11 protein-coding genes and 1 pseudogene are annotated in these 17,956 nt (G+C 39.8%); 7 read left to right on the top strand and 5 right to left on the bottom strand.

Annotation, left to right across the window (positions count from 1 at the left end):
* Positions 1–24 precede the first annotated feature (24 nt).
* Positions 25–5,427 (bottom strand): polyketide synthase, encoded by a 5,403-nt coding sequence (locus tag RMY63_RS16735; RefSeq protein WP_322729776.1) that lies wholly within the window; start codon positions 5,425–5,427, stop codon positions 25–27.
* 280 nt (positions 5,428–5,707) lie between these two features.
* Positions 5,708–6,044, bottom strand: a pseudogene (locus tag RMY63_RS16740) (hypothetical protein).
* Between the two features lie 1,449 nt (positions 6,045–7,493).
* Here RMY63_RS16740 and RMY63_RS16745 point away from each other — a divergent pair.
* The 7 genes from RMY63_RS16745 to RMY63_RS16775 all read left to right on the top strand — a co-directional run bounded on the left by RMY63_RS16745 (position 7,494) and on the right by RMY63_RS16775 (position 16,294).
* The gene (locus tag RMY63_RS16745) at positions 7,494–8,702 is read left to right on the top strand and encodes an ABC exporter membrane fusion protein (RefSeq protein WP_322729777.1); all 1,209 of its coding nucleotides are present in this window, start codon (positions 7,494–7,496) and stop codon (positions 8,700–8,702) included.
* A 74-nt stretch (positions 8,703–8,776) separates the two neighbouring features.
* Positions 8,777–9,955 (top strand): ABC transporter permease DevC, encoded by a 1,179-nt coding sequence (gene devC, locus RMY63_RS16750; protein WP_322729778.1) that lies wholly within the window; start codon positions 8,777–8,779, stop codon positions 9,953–9,955.
* Positions 9,956–10,304: 349 nt separating this feature from the next.
* Positions 10,305–11,309 carry an NAD(P)-dependent oxidoreductase gene (locus tag RMY63_RS16755; RefSeq protein WP_322729779.1) on the top strand — a complete coding sequence of 335 codons (1,005 nt, stop codon included), beginning with the start codon at positions 10,305–10,307 and terminating at the stop codon, positions 11,307–11,309.
* A 214-nt stretch (positions 11,310–11,523) separates the two neighbouring features.
* Positions 11,524–12,507: a glycosyltransferase family 2 protein gene (locus RMY63_RS16760; protein WP_322729780.1), complete on the top strand. Its 984-nt coding sequence runs from the start codon at positions 11,524–11,526 to the stop codon at positions 12,505–12,507.
* Positions 12,508–12,585: 78 nt separating this feature from the next.
* Positions 12,586–13,053 (top strand): DUF2141 domain-containing protein, encoded by a 468-nt coding sequence (locus tag RMY63_RS16765; RefSeq protein WP_322729781.1) that lies wholly within the window; start codon positions 12,586–12,588, stop codon positions 13,051–13,053.
* Between the two features lie 204 nt (positions 13,054–13,257).
* Positions 13,258–14,517 (top strand): glycosyltransferase family 2 protein, encoded by a 1,260-nt coding sequence (locus RMY63_RS16770; RefSeq protein WP_322729782.1) that lies wholly within the window; start codon positions 13,258–13,260, stop codon positions 14,515–14,517.
* Between the two features lie 493 nt (positions 14,518–15,010).
* A complete protein-coding gene (locus tag RMY63_RS16775) occupies positions 15,011–16,294 on the top strand; it encodes a glycosyltransferase (RefSeq protein WP_322729783.1) in 1,284 nt (427 codons plus the stop codon).
* 243 nt (positions 16,295–16,537) lie between these two features.
* Here RMY63_RS16775 and RMY63_RS16780 read toward each other — a convergent pair whose 3' ends face one another.
* From RMY63_RS16780 to RMY63_RS16790, 3 genes are all read right to left on the bottom strand, one after another.
* Entirely contained in the window at positions 16,538–16,822 is a 285-nt protein-coding gene (locus RMY63_RS16780; RefSeq protein ID WP_322729784.1) for a hypothetical protein, read from the bottom strand.
* Complete coding sequence (locus RMY63_RS16785) at positions 16,813–17,052, bottom strand: hypothetical protein (RefSeq protein WP_322729785.1); 240 nt, start codon at positions 17,050–17,052, stop codon at positions 16,813–16,815. The genes RMY63_RS16780 and RMY63_RS16785 overlap by 10 nt, the downstream gene beginning before the upstream one ends.
* A gap of 245 nt (positions 17,053–17,297) precedes the next feature.
* Entirely contained in the window at positions 17,298–17,699 is a 402-nt protein-coding gene (locus RMY63_RS16790; RefSeq protein WP_322729786.1) for a hypothetical protein, read from the bottom strand.
* Between the last annotated feature and the right edge of the window lie 257 nt (positions 17,700–17,956).

Consider the following 17,956-nt stretch of genomic DNA (forward strand, 5'->3'; position numbering starts at 1 on the left):
CAGAGGCGTACAGAGAAGAGATTTTTAATCGGCGATAATGGTGACTCGTCCTTGTGAACCATACCCAACTTCATTGATATAAAGGTTGGGGTCATGAAGCTCGGCGATAATGTTTTGTACTGACTGTTTGGCATCAAGTCTGGGACTTAAATCGATCGCACGAGTAAACACCTTTGGCCATTCCCATCTCAGGGTTTTGGTTAATCCAAATAAACCAGCGCCGATCGCACCGAAGTTAACTTTGTACTCTAATCCAAAGGCTCCATCAAGGTGAGCAACTGTGCAGAAACAACTACGTCCATGCTTTGCAGCTTCGTTTAGGGAAGGTTTGAGGTGTTTCGCCATCAAAAATACGTGCTTGACGATCGCCTTTTCTGATTCGTTATAAGAAATACTCCCGGTGTGATTTGCTACAAACATCGGATGGAGATGGATGAAGGCCCCAATCACTCCGCAGTGAGATGCGATCGCTTGCAATTGTTGTTGAAGATGTTCTTCACTTAAGTTTGCTAAGGTAACACGGGTTACTCCTGTGGGTAAAGGCGCTTGTTGGGCGATGAGCGATTGGGGGAAGCTGATAACTACTACTTTCCAGCCTTTCTCGATTAGGGATTCGGTTAATTTATAAGTGGTGAGGGAACCATCATCGGTAATTAAACCGATGTGTCCCTCTGGTAAGGTGAAATCCAAATAATCGGGCTGTGGTAGACTTCTGAGTTTGACGAGATGGCGCTGGATATTATGTTCTAATTGGGGTGGCTGCTGGACAAACTCAGGCTCATACTTTTTTTTTTCACCTCCAGCTAACTGCTGTAGGTAATCGACTATTTGACCGATGGTGCGGAGTTCTCCGAGTTCTTCGATATTCGGTTTGGGTAAGTTGGGGTACATTTCTTGCATCGCCCCTAAGATTTCTACCCGTTTAATCGAGTCAATCCCTAAATCAGCCTCCATGTCCATTTCTAGTTCCAGCATCTCGACTGGATAGCCCGTCTTATCGCTGGTGATGGCTAATAGGGTTTGACCTAAGTCTGCAAATTCATCAGTTACAACTGGTTCTGTGTTGAATGCGACAACTATACTTGGTTCAGGTGAAGTGACTACCTCAACTACGGGTACAGTCTCTACTACAATCTCGGTTGCTTGTTGTACTTCGTGAATTGCAATTTCTACAGAAACACTTTTGGAAGCCTGGGATTGCAGATACTCTACAACTTGACCGATGGTGCGGAGTTCTGCCAGTTCTTCAACGTTTGGCTTGGGTAGGTTTGGGTACATTTCCTGTAGCGCCCCCAGGATTTCTACCCGTTTGATGGAGTCAATTCCTAAATCAGCCTCCATATCCATGTCCATTTCCAGCATCTCGACTGGATAACCAGTTTTATCGCTAGTGATGGCTAAGAGATTTTTATCCAAGTCAACAATATCGATGGTTGCGCCAGATACAGGTGCAGCAGTTGTGGGTACTGGTTCCGGGGTGAATGCGACAACTTCGTTGACTAGAGGTGAGCTAATTTTGACTACAACCTCGGCTTGGGGTTCTGCAACTGGGACAGATGGTGCGACTACAGGCTCTACTGTCTCGACAGTGGCGAAGTGAGGAGTGGGAAGTGGGGAGTAAGAATTTTCAACTACAGGCTCTACAGCAGCCGAGAGAGGTTCTTGGGTAACATTTAAGCCATTTTTAGCTACAGGCTCAGTTACAGGCAAAGGTTGGCTTTCTACTATCTTGTTCGGTGCATCAGTAACAGTTGTTTCTGTGGTGAACGGAGTGAAATTGCTGAGTTTCTCTGTTAGTTGAGTTGCTCCCTCACCAGAGATGATTTGAGAATACTCTTGCTGTATGAGTTGGAAAAAATTTTTAGTATATTCCAGCTGCTCTTGAAGATATTGCTCATGGATGCGTAGGGTTTCACCTTGTTGGGAATGAAACTGCATCATGCTACGCTCTAAGCTTTCCATGACAACTAGCTTCATTTTGGCAGTTTCGGCTGTCGATTTACTTTCACTCAACAAAGAATTTTGCTGCTGCATCAGTTGGAAAAACGCTTTGGCGTATTCCATTTGATGATTGAGATAAGTACCGTGAACTTGTAAATTCTCGGCTTGATTTTCCTGGAACTGTGTCAGGAGATATTCTAAACTTGCTAAAAGTTGTTCGTAATTTGTAAGTTTTTCTGGTGTTGGTTGCATCTTAGATTCCTGGGCTGGTTGTGAAAGGGTCACAGGATTCATTTGTTGCTCAGTTTGAGTGATGACACCGTTCATTGTTGCGGTGGATTTTTTATGTCCGTTAGTCTCGATCACTGCTAAAGGTGGAGTCACACCTGGGCTGCTAAATAAAGGAGCTGCTTCAGAATATTCGGGGGTGGGTAATGTGACTTTATGCCCATCCTGCAAAGCTTGAGCGAAAGCATTTTTCGTTTTTTCGGATCTGTAGTTTATCCCGTTTAAACGGACATTTAATGTCTTCTTCGTCTCAATTGGGGGGATAGTTTGGGGAAGTTGGTAAGGATCGAGGTTATTCAAAGCCAAACCAATCACACGCAACTGCACAACTGCTTCCCGCAAAGAGCGATCGCTATTCTTTTGAGTGCTGGGGTTCAAAGATACAGTAATGTGAGGGCGATCGCCAAGAATCTCTTTCACCAAGTTGCTAAGAATTCTCCTCGGCCCAAATTCCACAAAGCAAGTACCACCCGCCGCATAGATATTTTCAATTTCCTGTTTAAACAGTACTGAGTTGGAAAGGTGCGTTTCCAGGATTTTTTGAATACCTTGGGCTTCTTTGGGATACTGCTTACTGGTAACGTTGCTGTAAACAGGGATTCTGGGACTTTGGAATTTGACAGACTTGGTAGCGATCGCAAAGGATTTCTGAGCGAAGGCGATTAGCGGTGTATGGAAAGCTGCGGATACAGGTAACAATACAGCTGTATATCCTTTCTCGTGTAAAGCTTCTCGAACTCTCGCTATTTCTGCGGTAGGCCCAGCCAAGACAAATTGAGTCGGAGAATTTTGATTAGCGATCGCAACTTGCGGAAAATGTCTGATTACTGCTTCGACTTTGCTGATGTCTTCTTTGACAGCCAGCATACTACCCGCATCATGATCCGGATCTTCGGGTGCAGCCATTGCTTGACCCCTAGCTTTCACTAAGAACAAGTAATCTTCAGTACTCAAAACCCCCGCAGCCCATAGCGCTGTGAGTTCACCAAAACTATGTCCCGCCACAAAATCTGACTTGAACCCAGCTTGTTGCAGAATGCTGTACATCCCTGCACTCAACACCCCGATGGCTGGTTGAGCGTATTCTGTGCGTTGCAAGGCAGCAATTTGAACATTTTTTTCTACCTCTCCAAACACAGGATGAGGGAAAACGATTTCTGATAGCGGCTGTAAATTATCTTTGAGCAACAGGCTATCCATATAACCATGAAGACGGCGCATCAAAGGGAAATTCATCACCAGTTCGCGCCCCATCTCCAGGTATTGCGAACCTTGACCAGAAAATAGAGAGACAACTTTTCCGCCCAACTCCATACCAGAGGCACGGTAATAAATCCCTTGGGGATGTTCCCAAGATGCTGCTGTTCCTTTGTGTTTCAGCCAGTCAATGCTAGTTTGCAGCAACTTGCAAGCTTCTTCGAGATTCTCAGCTACAAACCCAAATCTGGCAGCAGATAGGGGAATTTGTTGTGATTTGCATTCCTTGACTAATTGTGCGTAATGTGTGGGTGCGTCTGGCGATACTCCTGCGGAGTCACTTCGTGAACGCAACTTACCTAAAATCTCTTCCGATTTGCTCAACAATTGCTCTACTGTAGGAGCAAACAACAGCACTTCACTAGCTGCACCATGTAAACGGTAAGCGTGGTTTTGGTCGGCTTCATATTCTTCCAAAACAACGTGATAGTTAGTTCCGCCAAAGCCGAAAGAACTTACACCTGCGCGTCTGGGTGCTTCTCCTTCTGGACGAATCCAAGGTCTGGTTTCGGTATTTAAATAAAAGGATGAATTTTTAATGTTGAGTTTGGGGTTCGGCTCGGTGATGTTAATTGTCGGCGGTAATACTTTGTGATGTAAAGCCAAAGCAGTTTTAATCAAACTCGCTGCACCCGCAGCCGCTTTTGTGTGTCCGATTTGTGATTTCACACTACCCAAAGCGATATGCTGCTTTTTGCGATCGTGACCATCAAAGTAATCTTTTAAAGAACCGAATTCTGTCGGATCTCCAGCCATTGTACCAGTACCATGTGCTTCCATCAAACCAACAGTGGCGGGAGAGAAACCGGCATCTTCATAAGCGCGTTCTAAGGCTTTAACTTGACCTTCTTTGCGAGGAGCATAAATGCTCTTGTAACGCCCATCGCTGGAAGTACCAATACCTTTAATTACAGCATAGATTTTATCGTTGTCTCGTTCAGCATCTTCTAACCGTTTCAGGACAATCATCCCGATACCTTCACCCAACATCATCCCATCAGATTTAGCATCGAAAGGTTTGACATTTTCACTAGGAGAAACCGCCGGTGTTTTGCTGAACGAAATGTAAGCCATGATGGTGTTATCGGTATCAACACCACCAGTCAGCATCATGTCAGAACGATGTTCAACTAGCTCACTAATTGCCATTTTTAAAGCGCCGAAGGAACTAGCGCAAGCAGCATCAACTACGCAATTCATCCCGCCAAAATTGAGGCGATTGGCAATTCTACCGGCAACTACGTTAGCTAACATTCCAGGGAAAGCATTCTCATCCCATTTCACATAAGCGCTTTTGATTTTATCAACGATTTTTTGGGTATCTTCGTCAGATAAACCACTGCTTTTAAGCGCTTTTTCCCAAATCGGATATTCCAATCTGGCAGAAAGTGGCATTCCTAATTGCTTGGCCATAGCCACGCCTAAGATTACCCCAACCATCTCGCGGTTAAACTCACGTTTTTCGCCATAACCTGCATCTTCCATCGCTTCTTTCGCAACTACTAAACTTAATAGTTGCGATACATCAGTGACTTCCAAAATGCTAGGTGGTATGCCGAATTCCATCGGGTTAAAATCTACTTCGGGAAGAAACCCGCCTCTTTTGCAGTAGGTTTTATCCTCAGTAGTTCTGGGATTCGGATCGTAATAATCTTCAACACTCCAGTGAGTCGAAGGAACATCAGTAATACAGTCAATTTTGTTTACTATATTTTGCCAGTATTCCCGCAAATTTCTGGCTTGAGGCAATAGAGAAGCCATCCCAACGATAGCTATAGGATTGTGTTGTAATTGTCTGTTAATTTTGTTGATTGACACTGATTTATCTAATTTATCTGACTTCATTTTTTTTTCCTCTATAGACCTCATCACAGCCTTTTCACAATTATTGATAAGGCTCTCTAACTCCGCTAAGGCAGTATCAATTGAATAAGCAGACATAGGGCATAGTTAGTACTGTGGATTGTGTAGCTACAGTAATTTCTGTTGCCTACTAAATAATGAAAAACTCTCGTCTTGTAAGCAGCTAGCTATCTTATCTTTGCTAAATGCTTGTCTTGAAATCGACACCACACGATACATACTGCCGGGGTAAAGCCTTATGTTTCCAGGCGATTTTGGCACACTCACACTGTGATCGCAAAAAAATGTTATCCAACGCTAGACTTTTGATATTGTGGCAATACGTCAATCAATTTTGGATTTTAGATTTGCGTTAGCGTTAGCGAGTAATCCAGCGTCTTTTAAATTTGTTCCACCCACCATAAGTGGAGGACGAACCAAAAAAATCCAAAATCCAAAATCTAAAATCGCTACGGTCGATGACGTTGTTAAAACTGGTAAAATACTCTTGGAGTGTAATAGCTGCTTGACCAGTGAATTCAATCCATTTGTAATAGTAGAGATTTTGAGCAATGGTATCTTACTGGAGCGAGGAAAACTGAGGAGTAGCTAAGGAAACAGAAACGTTTTTTACCCTAAACCGTTTGATTATCTAGCCTAAACACAGCAACATAGCTCGTGTTAATAACAACGTTCTGTATCTCAATCAATGTCATAGCTAGTTTTACGTCCAGGATAATATATTTTATGGTATTTGACCCAGTAAAGTTGACAAGTTCGTTACAGAAAAGACACCATCTTTAATCCGAATTTATGCAAGTTAGAAAAATAATTAAACAATTGCTAGGTAATGACCAAACAGTTATCTTTAGTTATTTTTTATTTAAAAATATCAATGAAATAACTAGTTTGTATAACCACTTTAAAGCATTGAATTAATAAAAATACTAACATACTTTACAGAAACTAAATCATTCCTTTAAAGTTATTTTATAAATAACCATATATTCTTACTGATATAAATTTTGAATAAAATTCAGTATAAAAGTATAATTTGTGACTACATAAATATGTGATGAACTTTGATATTTACGGGTTAAACATAAATATTCTCTTGATTAAGCTAAAACTACAAATCTATTGTTTAGTAAGTAACAATTCAATGAATACATAGATAAATTCAATAACTATAAGTACTATTTATCAGAAAAACATCATAATTGAGTCGAAGTTTTTGGTTATTTTTTAATATAAGTCAAGTTAACAAGCAAAGTGGTTATTTATAAAGCAAACATTAATTTTTAATATGTTGCTTGATAAACATAATATGGGTTAAATGGGTCTTCAGTAAAAAGTAGACTGAAGCAAAGCTAAGATTTTGCCTCTCATTTACCAACTGACCCGCTTTGCAATTAATTACAGTGCTAATAGCTTAAGTACGGGTAATTGATGAATTGCCGCTATTAAAAATCATTAGAAGAATGTCTTATATTACACAACCTCGATCATAATAATCTGTTAGTAATAACAAATCTGCTTAATAATTAACTATTTGTCTGTATTCAATTGCTAGACAAGAGATTAGCGATCGGTACATTTTTTCAGCACCTAATCTTACTGTGATGAAATATTTTAGTGAGAGAATCAAGACTTATGCAAATAAAATTAGTTGACAATAATCAATTTTTAGCCCATACTTAATAACAAGTTTATCCAGTTTTTTATCTCGTTTTTTTAGCGCTTCATTGTTCTTGAAAGTTAAGTTTTCTGACTAGCGCTATTGTATTTTACGCTACTGGATTAGATATCAAATTAGGATATAACTTAGGAAGCTTTGAAGTAACACGCCATTAAATCAATTCGCAATTCGCAATTCGCAATTCGCAATTACGTTTTGTAACGGGGATTTAACCCCGACACAAAACAAAAGTGTCTATAGAGACAGGGGACTTAAACCCCCAAACTTTGTTAATTTTCACGCCACAATAGTAAGTTTGGGCGGTAAAAGCGTACAACAATTCATATAAAACCAATTTAGACCTATCCACTTGATTAAGGTAGAAAACCTAGAGGAAAAGCCCTCTTGGTAATTGGCGGATGAGTCTATTCTAATCGACTAAATATAACCAAGTTATCCCCTAAAAAAGCAGAATTGGAATGAAAATATGGCAGTAAATAAAGAAAGTCGATTATTCACAAAACCCGTAGGTAGATCGCAAGTAATTTTAGCAGCTTCTCTGACTTTAGCGGCTGGATTAATCGCTTTCTATAGTTTAGTACCCTATTGGTCTAAACCGAAAGTTGTGACATCGCCAGCGTTTCCTCCCAAAGCTGCCACGCCTGCAAAAGTTGCTGTGACAGCCTTGGGACGTTTAGAGCCAGAAGGCGAAGTTACTTCTTTGACTGCTCCCGCTTCCAATAATGGGGTGCGAGTAGATAGATTGTTGGTGAAAGAAGGAGATGCGGTTAAAGCAGGGCAATTATTGGCCTATTTAGAAAATTATGGTCGTTCTAAAACCGCATTGCAACAGGCTTTAGACCAACTGCAAGTTGCCAAAGCTAAATTAGCGCAGGTGAAATCTGGAGCTAAAACCGGAGATGTCGATGCTCAAAAGGCTGCGATCGCCCGTTTAGAGCCACAATATAAAGGGGACGTTGCTACACAACAGGCGACAATCGACCGCATCCAGGCAGAAGTAGACAACGCTCAAGCTGAGAACGATCGCTATCAGCAATTATACAAACAAGGTGCGATCGCGGCTTCTGTAGCAGATAGCAAAACTTTGCAACTAAAGACTACACAACAACAACTAACAGAAGCTCAAGCCACCCTCAAGCGGACTGAAGACACATTCCAAGCACAACGTAAGCAAGCACAAGCACAACTCACTAGTATTAGTGAAGTACGTAGCGTAGATGTTCAAGTCGCACAAACCGAAGTCAATAGTGCAACAACTTCTGTTCAACAAGCAAAAGCCGACTTGGATTTAAGTTACATCAAATCTCCTATAAATGGCAAAATTTTGAAAATTCACGCCAAAACCGGAGAAGTCATCAGTACCAACAAAGGATTTGCTGAGATAGGTAAAACATCTCAAATGTATGTGATTGCAGAGGTGTATCAAACCGATGTTCAAAAAGTGCGTGTAGGACAAAAAGCCACAATTACCAGCACTGCATTTACTGGAACAATAAAAGGAACTGTCAAAGAGATTGGTTGGCAAGTTGACAAGCAAAACATCTTTAGCCTAAATCCTGGTTCAGATACAGACCGCAGAATAGTTGAAGTGAAAATCTCCATCGATAATCCCGCAGATAGTGAAAAGGTCGCTCGTTTAACTAACTTACAAGTGGATGTCGCCATTCATATTTAGTCATCGGGTATATGTCATTCACAAATGACCAATGACCAATGACAAATGACCAATGACAAATAATAAATAAATCCATGATTTTCAAAATCCCTTTAGCATGGCTACAGCTAGCCCAGCAAAAAGTTCGTTTATTAGTAGCTGTAGCCGGTATTGGTTTTATTGTGCTGCTCATGTTTGTGCAACTTGGTTTTCAAGATGCCCTCTATTCCAGTGCAACCGCAGTCCATCAGAATCTCAAAGGAGATTTATTTTTAGTTAGTTCGCAATATAAATCTTTGACCTCAAATCAAAGTTTTTCGCGGACTCGTTTATACCAATCTCTGGGGTTTGATGGCGTAGAGTCAGTTAGCCCCATGTATTTGCAATTTGCCAAACTGAAAAATCCGGCAACTGGTGAGAAATATTCAATATATGTTATTGGTTTCGATCCGGGTAGACCTGTGATAAATCTACCGGAAGTTGAGAAAAATTTAGATAAACTCAAAACTCCTGATGTCATGCTTTTTGACCGGGGTTCTCGCCCAGAGTTTGGCCCAATAGCTGAAAAATTTAATGCGGGAGATACTACACAAACAGTTGAAATATTTCCCTTCAATTCATTAATTGGCTATAAAGTAAGAATTGGTGGCTTATTCACATTAGGGCCTTCCTTTGGGGTAGACGGCAATTTACTTGTCAGTGACTCAACTTTCTTAAGAATAAATCCCAATACTCGTCCGGCAGATATGATCGATATTGGTTTGATTTCCCTCAAACCTGGTACTAATGCAGAAACAGTACTGAAAAATTTACAAGCAACTTTGCCTAATGATGTCCAAGTTTTTACCCGCCAAGGCTTCATTGATTTTGAAAAAAAATATTGGGCTGTCAGAACACCCATTGGTTTTATTCTTAACTTAATGTTAACAATGGCTGCGGTTGTTGGTGTAGTTATTGTTTATCAAATTCTTTACAGTAATATTGCTACACAGTTCGTTGCTTATGCCACTTTAAAAGCCATAGGTTATGCCAATAGTTACTTACTAAATGTAGTATTTCAGCAAGCTTTGATTTTGGCAATCTTAGGTTATATTCCAGGATTTATTACTTCTGTTTTGTTATATACTTTTGCCGCAGAAGCAACTAAACTACCAATATTTATGACCACTAATAATGCAGTGATTGTCTTAACTTCAACAGTTTTAATGTGTATAACATCAGGAGCACTTGCTATCAATAAACTCCGCTCCGCAGATCCGGGAGATATTTTCTAACTGATTCCTAGCAGCAAAATAACTTGATTATTTTGCCACGATATAGACTGATAACTAAGTATTAGCGCCGCCTTTCCACAGAAAAATTTTTCTTATGCCAATTTTAGATTAAAAGTATTTACCAATATAGGACTAATATTTGATTTTTGAAAAGATACGTAGGGTGCGTTAGCGATAGCGTAACGCACCAAACCCTTAAGAATGGTGCGTTACACAAAACGCTAACGCACCCTACAAATACCTAATTTTGTTCAAAAATCAAACCGGATTCCTATATTTAAATTTGGTATTACTTAAAGTCTTTTATCTAACAACTCAAATTCACCTATTTAACAATAATTTCGATTTTATGAACCTCAAAGACAAAACTCTCTTAATTACCGGGATTAATGAATTTGTCGGTTTGCGTACAGCCGAGTTAGCCATAGCGCAAGGGATGAAGGTTCGTGGACTACAAAGTTCTACAGAACAGAACAAACAATTACAGAATTTAGGTGTAGAGGTAATTATTGGTAGTATAACTGATTCTACTATTGCTCAAAAGGCTTCTCAGGGAGTAGATATCGTTTTACATACAGAGCAAATTGCCGAAGAAGCTGGTGCAATTAAGCATTTTCGTGATGTTAATGTTGGCGGTACTGTCAACATGGCTAAAGCCGCTAAACAGGCTGGTGTCAAAACATTTGTACATCTATCTAGTGTAATGGTTTATGGTTTCAATTATCCTGATGGTGTTACAGAATCTGGGCCACTATCTGGCGAAAATAATCCCTACTGTCAAACGAAAATAGAAGCTGAAACCGCAGTTTTAGAACTGAATAATCCTCCAGATTTTGGTATCATCGTTATTCGAGCCGGAGATATTTACGGCCCAGGAAGTATCCCCTGGATAGTCAGACCAATTCTGATGATGCGCCAAAAATTATTTGCTTGCGCCAATGATGCAAAAGGAGTAATCAATCATGTATATATAGATAACCTGATTGATGGCATCTTTCTCGCAATAAAAAAAGAAATCTACAGTGAAATATTTAATATCACTGACGGACAAGAAACTTCGTGGAAAGAGTATTTTATGCGTTTAGCAGCAATGGAAGATTTACAAGCACCCCTTTCATTATCGAAAGATGAAATTAAGTTGTTTCTAAAGCTACGTGTTCAAGGACAAAAGCTTTTTCGGAAAAAAGTTGATATTCTACCAGAGTCTATAGATTTTATGACTCGTCCTTACGCTTGTTCCATTGCCAAAGCCCAAAATCTGTTAAATTACAAACCAGCAGTTGACCTAGAATTAGGTATGCAGCAAACACATGAATGGCTGCAAAAAACAGATATTCAAAGCTTGATGAAATAGTTCATATATTTTTGGGAATTCAGGAGTCAGGAGTCAGAATTCATAATGATTGCAAAATGAATAACCTAGAAGACACTTGATTTACTTGAAATCATTAAGCTTGGTATCAAAGTATTCTGAATTCTGACTTCTGACTTCTGACTTTTTACGTCGCGTCTACCTAACTACGATTAAGCAGAAAAGAATCCATAAATTTTCCGAATACTTGTTTTCTATGAGTAGCAATCAGCCACGATTGAGCATCGGATTACCTGTATACAATGGTGAAAAATTTATCAAAGAAGCTATAGATTCACTCTTGGCTCAGACCTTTGAAGATTTTGAACTAATTATTTCAGATAATGCATCTACAGATAAAACTGAGGAAATTTGTAGAGCATACTCCGAGCAAGACCAGCGTATTTGTTACTACCGCAATGACAATAATATCGGTTGTGCTGGTAACTTTGATCGCGTCTTGAAACTGTCTTCGGGTGAGTATTTTAAATGGGCAGCCTATGACGATCTACATTCTCCAGATTTTATCAAGAAGTGTGTTGACGTACTTGACCAAGATCCTACCATAATCTTGTGTGACTCCCAGGCATATTTCATTGATGAACAGGGGAATTTTATCCAAAATTATGATATCAAAGTCAAGGCAGATGCACTAAAACCACAAGAGCGTTTTCACGAATTGCTGACGAAGCATTTATGTTATCAATGTTACGGGGTGATTCGTACTAGTGCTTTGAAAAAGATACCGCCTATGGGTGGTTATGGTAATGCAGATGGAATTCTCTTGTTAAGACTTGGTATTATCGGTAGGTTTTATGAAATTCCTGAATACCTGTTTTTCGTTAGAAGTCATCCGCAACAATCAATGAGTATGTTTTTCCCCAATTATTTGTTGTTAACAAATACAAATCAAAAATCATTCTTGAGTATGCTGCCTGATTTTTATGGGTATACAGTGTGGTTTGATTCAGCAAAGAAAGGGCAAATTTTATTGCCACATTGGAGAATGATTTGGGAGTATATATTCTCCATCTGGTGTTGTCCTCTGAGTTTATATGAGCGGCTGTGTTGTCATATAAGTCTATATCAGCAGTTAAAAGGAACAGAATATCTTTTGCTGAAAGATTTGCTAAATGTGCTGCAAGTACTTTGGAAAGGTTGGAAAACAGCATTCATTAAAAAAGAGCAAGTCATTCTTTGAAAGAATCAGTTCGCAAATAAAAGCTGACTAACACAGCTTTCTATCAACCCCAAAATCCCCTATTCTGACTACAAAATTATGCTGAAACTCTCTCAACTATCTCGTGTTTTGCTTGCTACTTTAGTAAGCATCAGCTTTGCTAAAACTGCGAATGCCGAGCCAACTGCAACACTTAACGTTGTAGTAAATGGAATACATCACAAAAAAGGTGAGATTTGCTTTCGAGTTTATGCAAATGAAAAAGGATTTCCTATGAGTAGTACTAGTGAAGCTCAAAGTGGCTGCGCTAAAATTACTGGCACTTCTGTAAAAAAAGAATTCTCCGGTTTGAAGCCTGGAACTTATGCTGTCGCTGTGGTTGACGATCAAAATGGCGATCGCAAACTCAATAAAGACTTTTTTGGTATTCCCAAAGAAGGTTTTGGGATTTCTAAAAATCCAACTGTGTCTATACAAACAGGTACACCAAAGTTTCGTGATGCCAGTTTTGTTGTAAACAAAAATACAACAGTTAATATCATCATGAAATATTCGCTGGATTCGTAAAGGGAGTGGGGAGTGGGGAGTAGGGAGTAGGGGAAGCAAGGGGGACAAGGGGACAAGGGGACAAGGGGACAAGGCGACAAGGGGACAAGGCGACAAGGGGACAAGGAGATAAACAAAACTCCTAACTCTTAACTCCTAACTCTTAACTCCTAACTCTTAACTCCTAACGCCCAATCTTTTATTCTGTCGGAGACTAAAAATTTAATGGAAGATTTGGCAATATTTCTGTCTAAGTCTTTGATGGGTTGGCTGGTTATTCAGGTGTGTTTTACGCTTGTCTTTATATGGTATCTGCGCTCGTCTAAAAAGAACTTATTATCAGACGATCAGTTGCCCAAAACTGCAGTAATTCTTTGCTTACGCGGAGCCGATCCGTTTTTGCCTAGATGTTTGCGATCGCTCCTAAATCAAAACTATCCACAGTATGATTTAAAATTAATCGTTGATAGTCACGAAGATCCCGCTTGGAAAATTGCTAGTGAAACCATCACTGAGCAAGAAGCGACTAATGTCCAAATCAGCCCTTTGAGAATAGTACGCAACAGTTGTAGTCTCAAATGCAGTTCTTTAGTCCAAGCTATCCGTGAATTGGACGATTCTTATAAGGTGGTTGCTTTAGTAGATGCTGATACTATAGTTCATTTGAATTGGCTGCGAGAATTAGTTAGTCCTCTAGGCGATGCGAAAGTCGGGGCAACAACCGGTAATCGTTGGTACGTACCAACTGGTAGGTATTGGGGTTCTTTAGTGCGCTACGTCGGCAATGTGTCCACAGTAGTGCAAATGTTTATCTTCCAGATTCCTTGGGGTGGAACTTTGGCTGTGAAAACTGAAGTACTTCGCCAAACAGAACTGCTAGATAAGTGGGGACAAGCTTTAGGCGAAGATTTTATGATGCACGACATTTTGAAAAAACATGGTTTTCAGGTAAAGTTTGTGCCTTCGCTGCTAATAGTCAATCGTGAAGAGACTGATTTATTCAACTTAATAGACTATCTCAAGCGCCTTATCCTTTTTTCTCGACTGTATCATCCCCGTTGGTTGGCTCTTGTGAGTGAAGCTGTTTCTAGCATTTTGTTTCCGACTCTACTGAGCATGTTAGTTCTAGAGTCGCTGTTAGAGGCAAAATGGGAAACTGCGGCTGTATTGTTAGTCTGCTATGGAGTTTACACTGTCGGATTACTCTTGATAATGCTGGTGTTGGAATTAGAGATACAGCGAGTGGTTCGCTCTAATAACCAGGCGATCGCCAAATTATCAGCTGCTACAATCATTAAAATGTTGATTGGGATTCCCTTAACACAGTGGATTTATGGGTTAGCGATGCTATCATCCCTGTGGACATCAACAGTTACCTGGCGCGGTGTCAGCTATCGCGTGAAAGGGCCTTGGAATGTCCGCTTAGTGGAATATCGCCCTTATCAATGGTTGGATCAGCCGATTAATAGCAAGGTTTCTCTTTGAATTAAATCGCTAGATATTAACTAGGGTATGAAAGTTATTACACTAAACATTCCCTAGTCTTCAAATTATATTATCTTATATTTAGTAAAACTATATTAGCTATAACCCTTGTAAAAATATACGTTTTTACTTGTTGATTACCAAAACGTCTTGACATTTCTGGCAAGGGTTTAGACAAATATATTAAGGGGAATTTTGACTTAGTATTTTGGATGTTTTGATAGTTTTAACCCAGGTTTATTTGAAAACACGGCCTAAGCCTCAAAGCATCTCTTCTAGAAGCAAAGATGTCAGAATCTATTGCACACAAACTATAAGCACTATAAACATCCTATTCACAACCGAAAACTTCAGCTGTTTGACAATGCGTAAATCCTTAGTCTAACTGTATTAGTGGGAATTTATGAGCCAAATAATCAGGATGCTCATGAAACATTTGCTGCGTAAATCCTAAGTTAAAAACCAGCAATTTTGTGAAATATTCCCCTTGATTATGACTAAGCAAAAACTTCGCATTGCACTGTTTACAGGGTTGTACGCTCCTTTCTTAACTGGTGTTTCTGTTGCAGTTCACCAACGAGTTCGTTGGTTGCTAGAGCAAGGACATGAGGTTTTTCTAATCCATCCCCAAATTAACGATCGCTATCCCAAAAATGTAGGCGATCGCCCCATGCTCGGTTTAGAGGAAATTCAATCTTTTCCCAATTTTTCTGCTTACGCATTCCCTACAGAACCACTGATATTCTACAAGTCTCTTCCTCAACCGTTGAACTATCGGCATTGGAGCGATACCAAGTTGCTGGAGAAATTCAAACCCGATATTATCGTGGTTGAAGAAGCAGCCCAAATGAGAGGTTTATACTCATTTTTCTTGCAAGGTTATGGTCGCCCAATCGGCACTCAATACGCAAAACGAACAGGCACACCAATAATATCACTCTTCCATACAGATATTGTTGCGTATATCAAATATTACTTTGGAGATCGGTTCTTCAGTTTGGTTCGTCCCATTATTCCCGTTTTAGTCAAGCAATTTACTGAGTCTTATGACTTCAATTACTTCTCTTCTAAAGAACAACTGACTAAATACGAAGAACTGAAATGCCAACGTGCTGAATACGTCGCTTATCAAGGCATCGATTGCGAAAAATTTCACCCGCGAAACATCTGTTACGATCCAATTCCAAATGATAACCGGCCAACTCTTTTGTTTGTCGGACGCATCACACCCGAAAAGAATGTCAACCAATTACTTGATATATTTCCAGTCATAGCTGCCAAAATTCCTGATGTCCATCTGGTGATTGTTGGTAGTGGCCCGCTAGATGAAGAGATCCGCGAGCGTGCTAAAAAGTTTGGAGCGGGTATTACTGTATGGGGTGAATCTCATGGTACGGAACTTCTGGGTTGGTTTGCTAGAGCAGATATTTTTGTCAACCCCTCTGTCACCGAGAACTTCTGCACGACAAATAATGAAGCATTAGCATCTGGAACCCCTGTAGTTGCTGTTGTTGCACCGTCAACCTCAGAACAGGTATTTCCTGGTCGTAACGGTTTCCTCGCCCAACCGAACAATCCTATAGATTTCGCCCAAAAGGTAATTGCGATTCTGGAAAATCCCGGTTTGAAAGCAGATATGACTAGACAGGCTCGCCCCTCTATACTCGAATTTGATTGGTCGGCATGTATGCAAAAATTAGAAGACAAACTCTACCAAATTGTTGAAGGATCGCAGAAGGTGGAGGTAGGTACAGGCAGTAGAAGACCACAGCGATAAAAAATATGGCGATCGCTAGTATTTACAGTATTAGCGATCGCTAATTAGTAACTTTGAGTTTGACTAAGGCTAGTTAGTCCAATGGTCTGGAGTTTAGACTAAATGGTGGAAAAAAGCGGTCAGCCCTATTTCGGCGGAAATAAACAGACCATGTTGCTGGGAGAATCAATAGTCAGGTGAAAAAAGGACAAGTTTTAGGTAATTGCTAGGATTTGAGAAAAACTTGTCCATCTCAATTCGGGCTTACTCTTTTGGTTTACCTTTAGATTTGTGAGAGCCAAAACTGTAGACCATTGCTATTTTCACGAGATCGAAATAAGCCGGATGATTATCTTTATTGACAATTGCTAAAGATATCGAGCCTGCAACTAAGATTACCAAAATTGGTGAGAGTGTTTCACCATTGATGCCGTTATCTTTATCTGACATGATATGACCCCCTGTACCTGTAATTTGAAGCCTTTGGCTGAATGGAAATAAACCAAAGGCTTTATCTGAAGCAACACCGTAAATTTGTATCAACGCCAAGACTCAAAAATCATGGCGATCGCAAACAAACAAAATAACGAGACTGCAACTCGTCCAAACCAGATCCAGACACTAATAGATAGCAGGCTTTTAGCGATTGAGAATGCGCCGAAAACGTGAAACACAACAAAAGCGATCGCAAAACCAACCAAAGTCAACAGAAAATACTTCAATCCTCTTCCAGTCAAAGTTAAAAGCTGATTTTGGTTTTCTTCATGATTAGTTTTCATACTTTTTTTCCTGTCTTCAGATGGGAGTTGAGCAAGAGACTTTTTATCGTGTTTGTTACTGTTCATAGAATTTACTCCGGGAAAAAAAACCTAAGCAAAAAGCCGGCGTGTAAGAATACACCACCGGCTTGTAAATTTCTCATTTATCAAAAGCCAAATGTCTTCAGAAAAATAGATATTGAATTTGATGACTTCACCAAGCTAGCAGTCTTCTTAACTGTAGATAGCTCTGGCGATGTAGTGCATTATTTCCGATTGTGGAAATGCCTACAAGCTATCCAAGTTTCAAGAATGTGTTCGTGTAATTGTTGGATTTCTTGCAGTTCTTCTTGACTCAACTTGTGACGGTGGCTAATATGACCACTCAGTTCTACGATAGTTTCGTATTTCCCTTTTTTACTAGAAATAGTTAACTGGCCGTGTTGAGTTTCCGACAAGGTTTCAATCAGCAGAATGCTCATGTGAGAAAAGACTAGCGGTAACTCAACTGCATACAAATGTTTGGGTTTTCCTAAAATTTCTGGGCTGCCTGTTTCTTGTGGTTTCAATGTAGGTAAGGTTTCTGGGGATTGTCCTCCTATTTTCAAGACGGTTTTGATGGTGTTAGAACTCCTGATAAAGTCTGGCAGTCGTGAGAAGCTAGTCATGTTAGTTCCCCCCTAATGTTGGCTGTTGAGTTTAGACCTATATTTGTATCTCACATATAGATATCTATGTATAAGATAAGCATATCTACCTTAAAAAAGCAAGCCTTTACAAGAAATATTTTTTAATAAACATCCAATCTTGTAAAAATATATATAGTTTTACCGAAAATTTATCTCACGTAGATATAAACAGTTATACTGTAAGTAGGTTTTTATACAAAAAAGATTTTAATTAGATGGTTTGACCCGACAAAAAT

Origin of the sequence: Nostoc sp. ChiQUE01b (genome assembly GCF_034531255.1) — a bacterium.
GTDB lineage: Bacteria > Cyanobacteriota > Cyanobacteriia > Cyanobacteriales > Nostocaceae > Nostoc.

What these genes read in the sequence shown, in the direction of transcription:
- RMY63_RS16735 (WP_322729776.1), bottom strand. Translation starts at nt 5,427, where the DNA reads ATGTCTGCTTATTCAATTGATACTGCCTTAGCGGAGTTAGAGAGCCTT.
- RMY63_RS16745 (WP_322729777.1), top strand. Translation starts at nt 7,494, where the DNA reads ATGGCAGTAAATAAAGAAAGTCGATTATTCACAAAACCCGTAGGTAGA.
- devC (WP_322729778.1), top strand. Translation starts at nt 8,777, where the DNA reads ATGATTTTCAAAATCCCTTTAGCATGGCTACAGCTAGCCCAGCAAAAA.
- RMY63_RS16755 (WP_322729779.1), top strand. Translation starts at nt 10,305, where the DNA reads ATGAACCTCAAAGACAAAACTCTCTTAATTACCGGGATTAATGAATTT.
- RMY63_RS16760 (WP_322729780.1), top strand. Translation starts at nt 11,524, where the DNA reads ATGAGTAGCAATCAGCCACGATTGAGCATCGGATTACCTGTATACAAT.
- RMY63_RS16765 (WP_322729781.1), top strand. Translation starts at nt 12,586, where the DNA reads ATGCTGAAACTCTCTCAACTATCTCGTGTTTTGCTTGCTACTTTAGTA.
- RMY63_RS16770 (WP_322729782.1), top strand. Translation starts at nt 13,258, where the DNA reads ATGGAAGATTTGGCAATATTTCTGTCTAAGTCTTTGATGGGTTGGCTG.
- RMY63_RS16775 (WP_322729783.1), top strand. Translation starts at nt 15,011, where the DNA reads ATGACTAAGCAAAAACTTCGCATTGCACTGTTTACAGGGTTGTACGCT.
- RMY63_RS16785 (WP_322729785.1), bottom strand. Translation starts at nt 17,052, where the DNA reads ATGAAAACTAATCATGAAGAAAACCAAAATCAGCTTTTAACTTTGACT.
- RMY63_RS16790 (WP_322729786.1), bottom strand. Translation starts at nt 17,699, where the DNA reads ATGACTAGCTTCTCACGACTGCCAGACTTTATCAGGAGTTCTAACACC.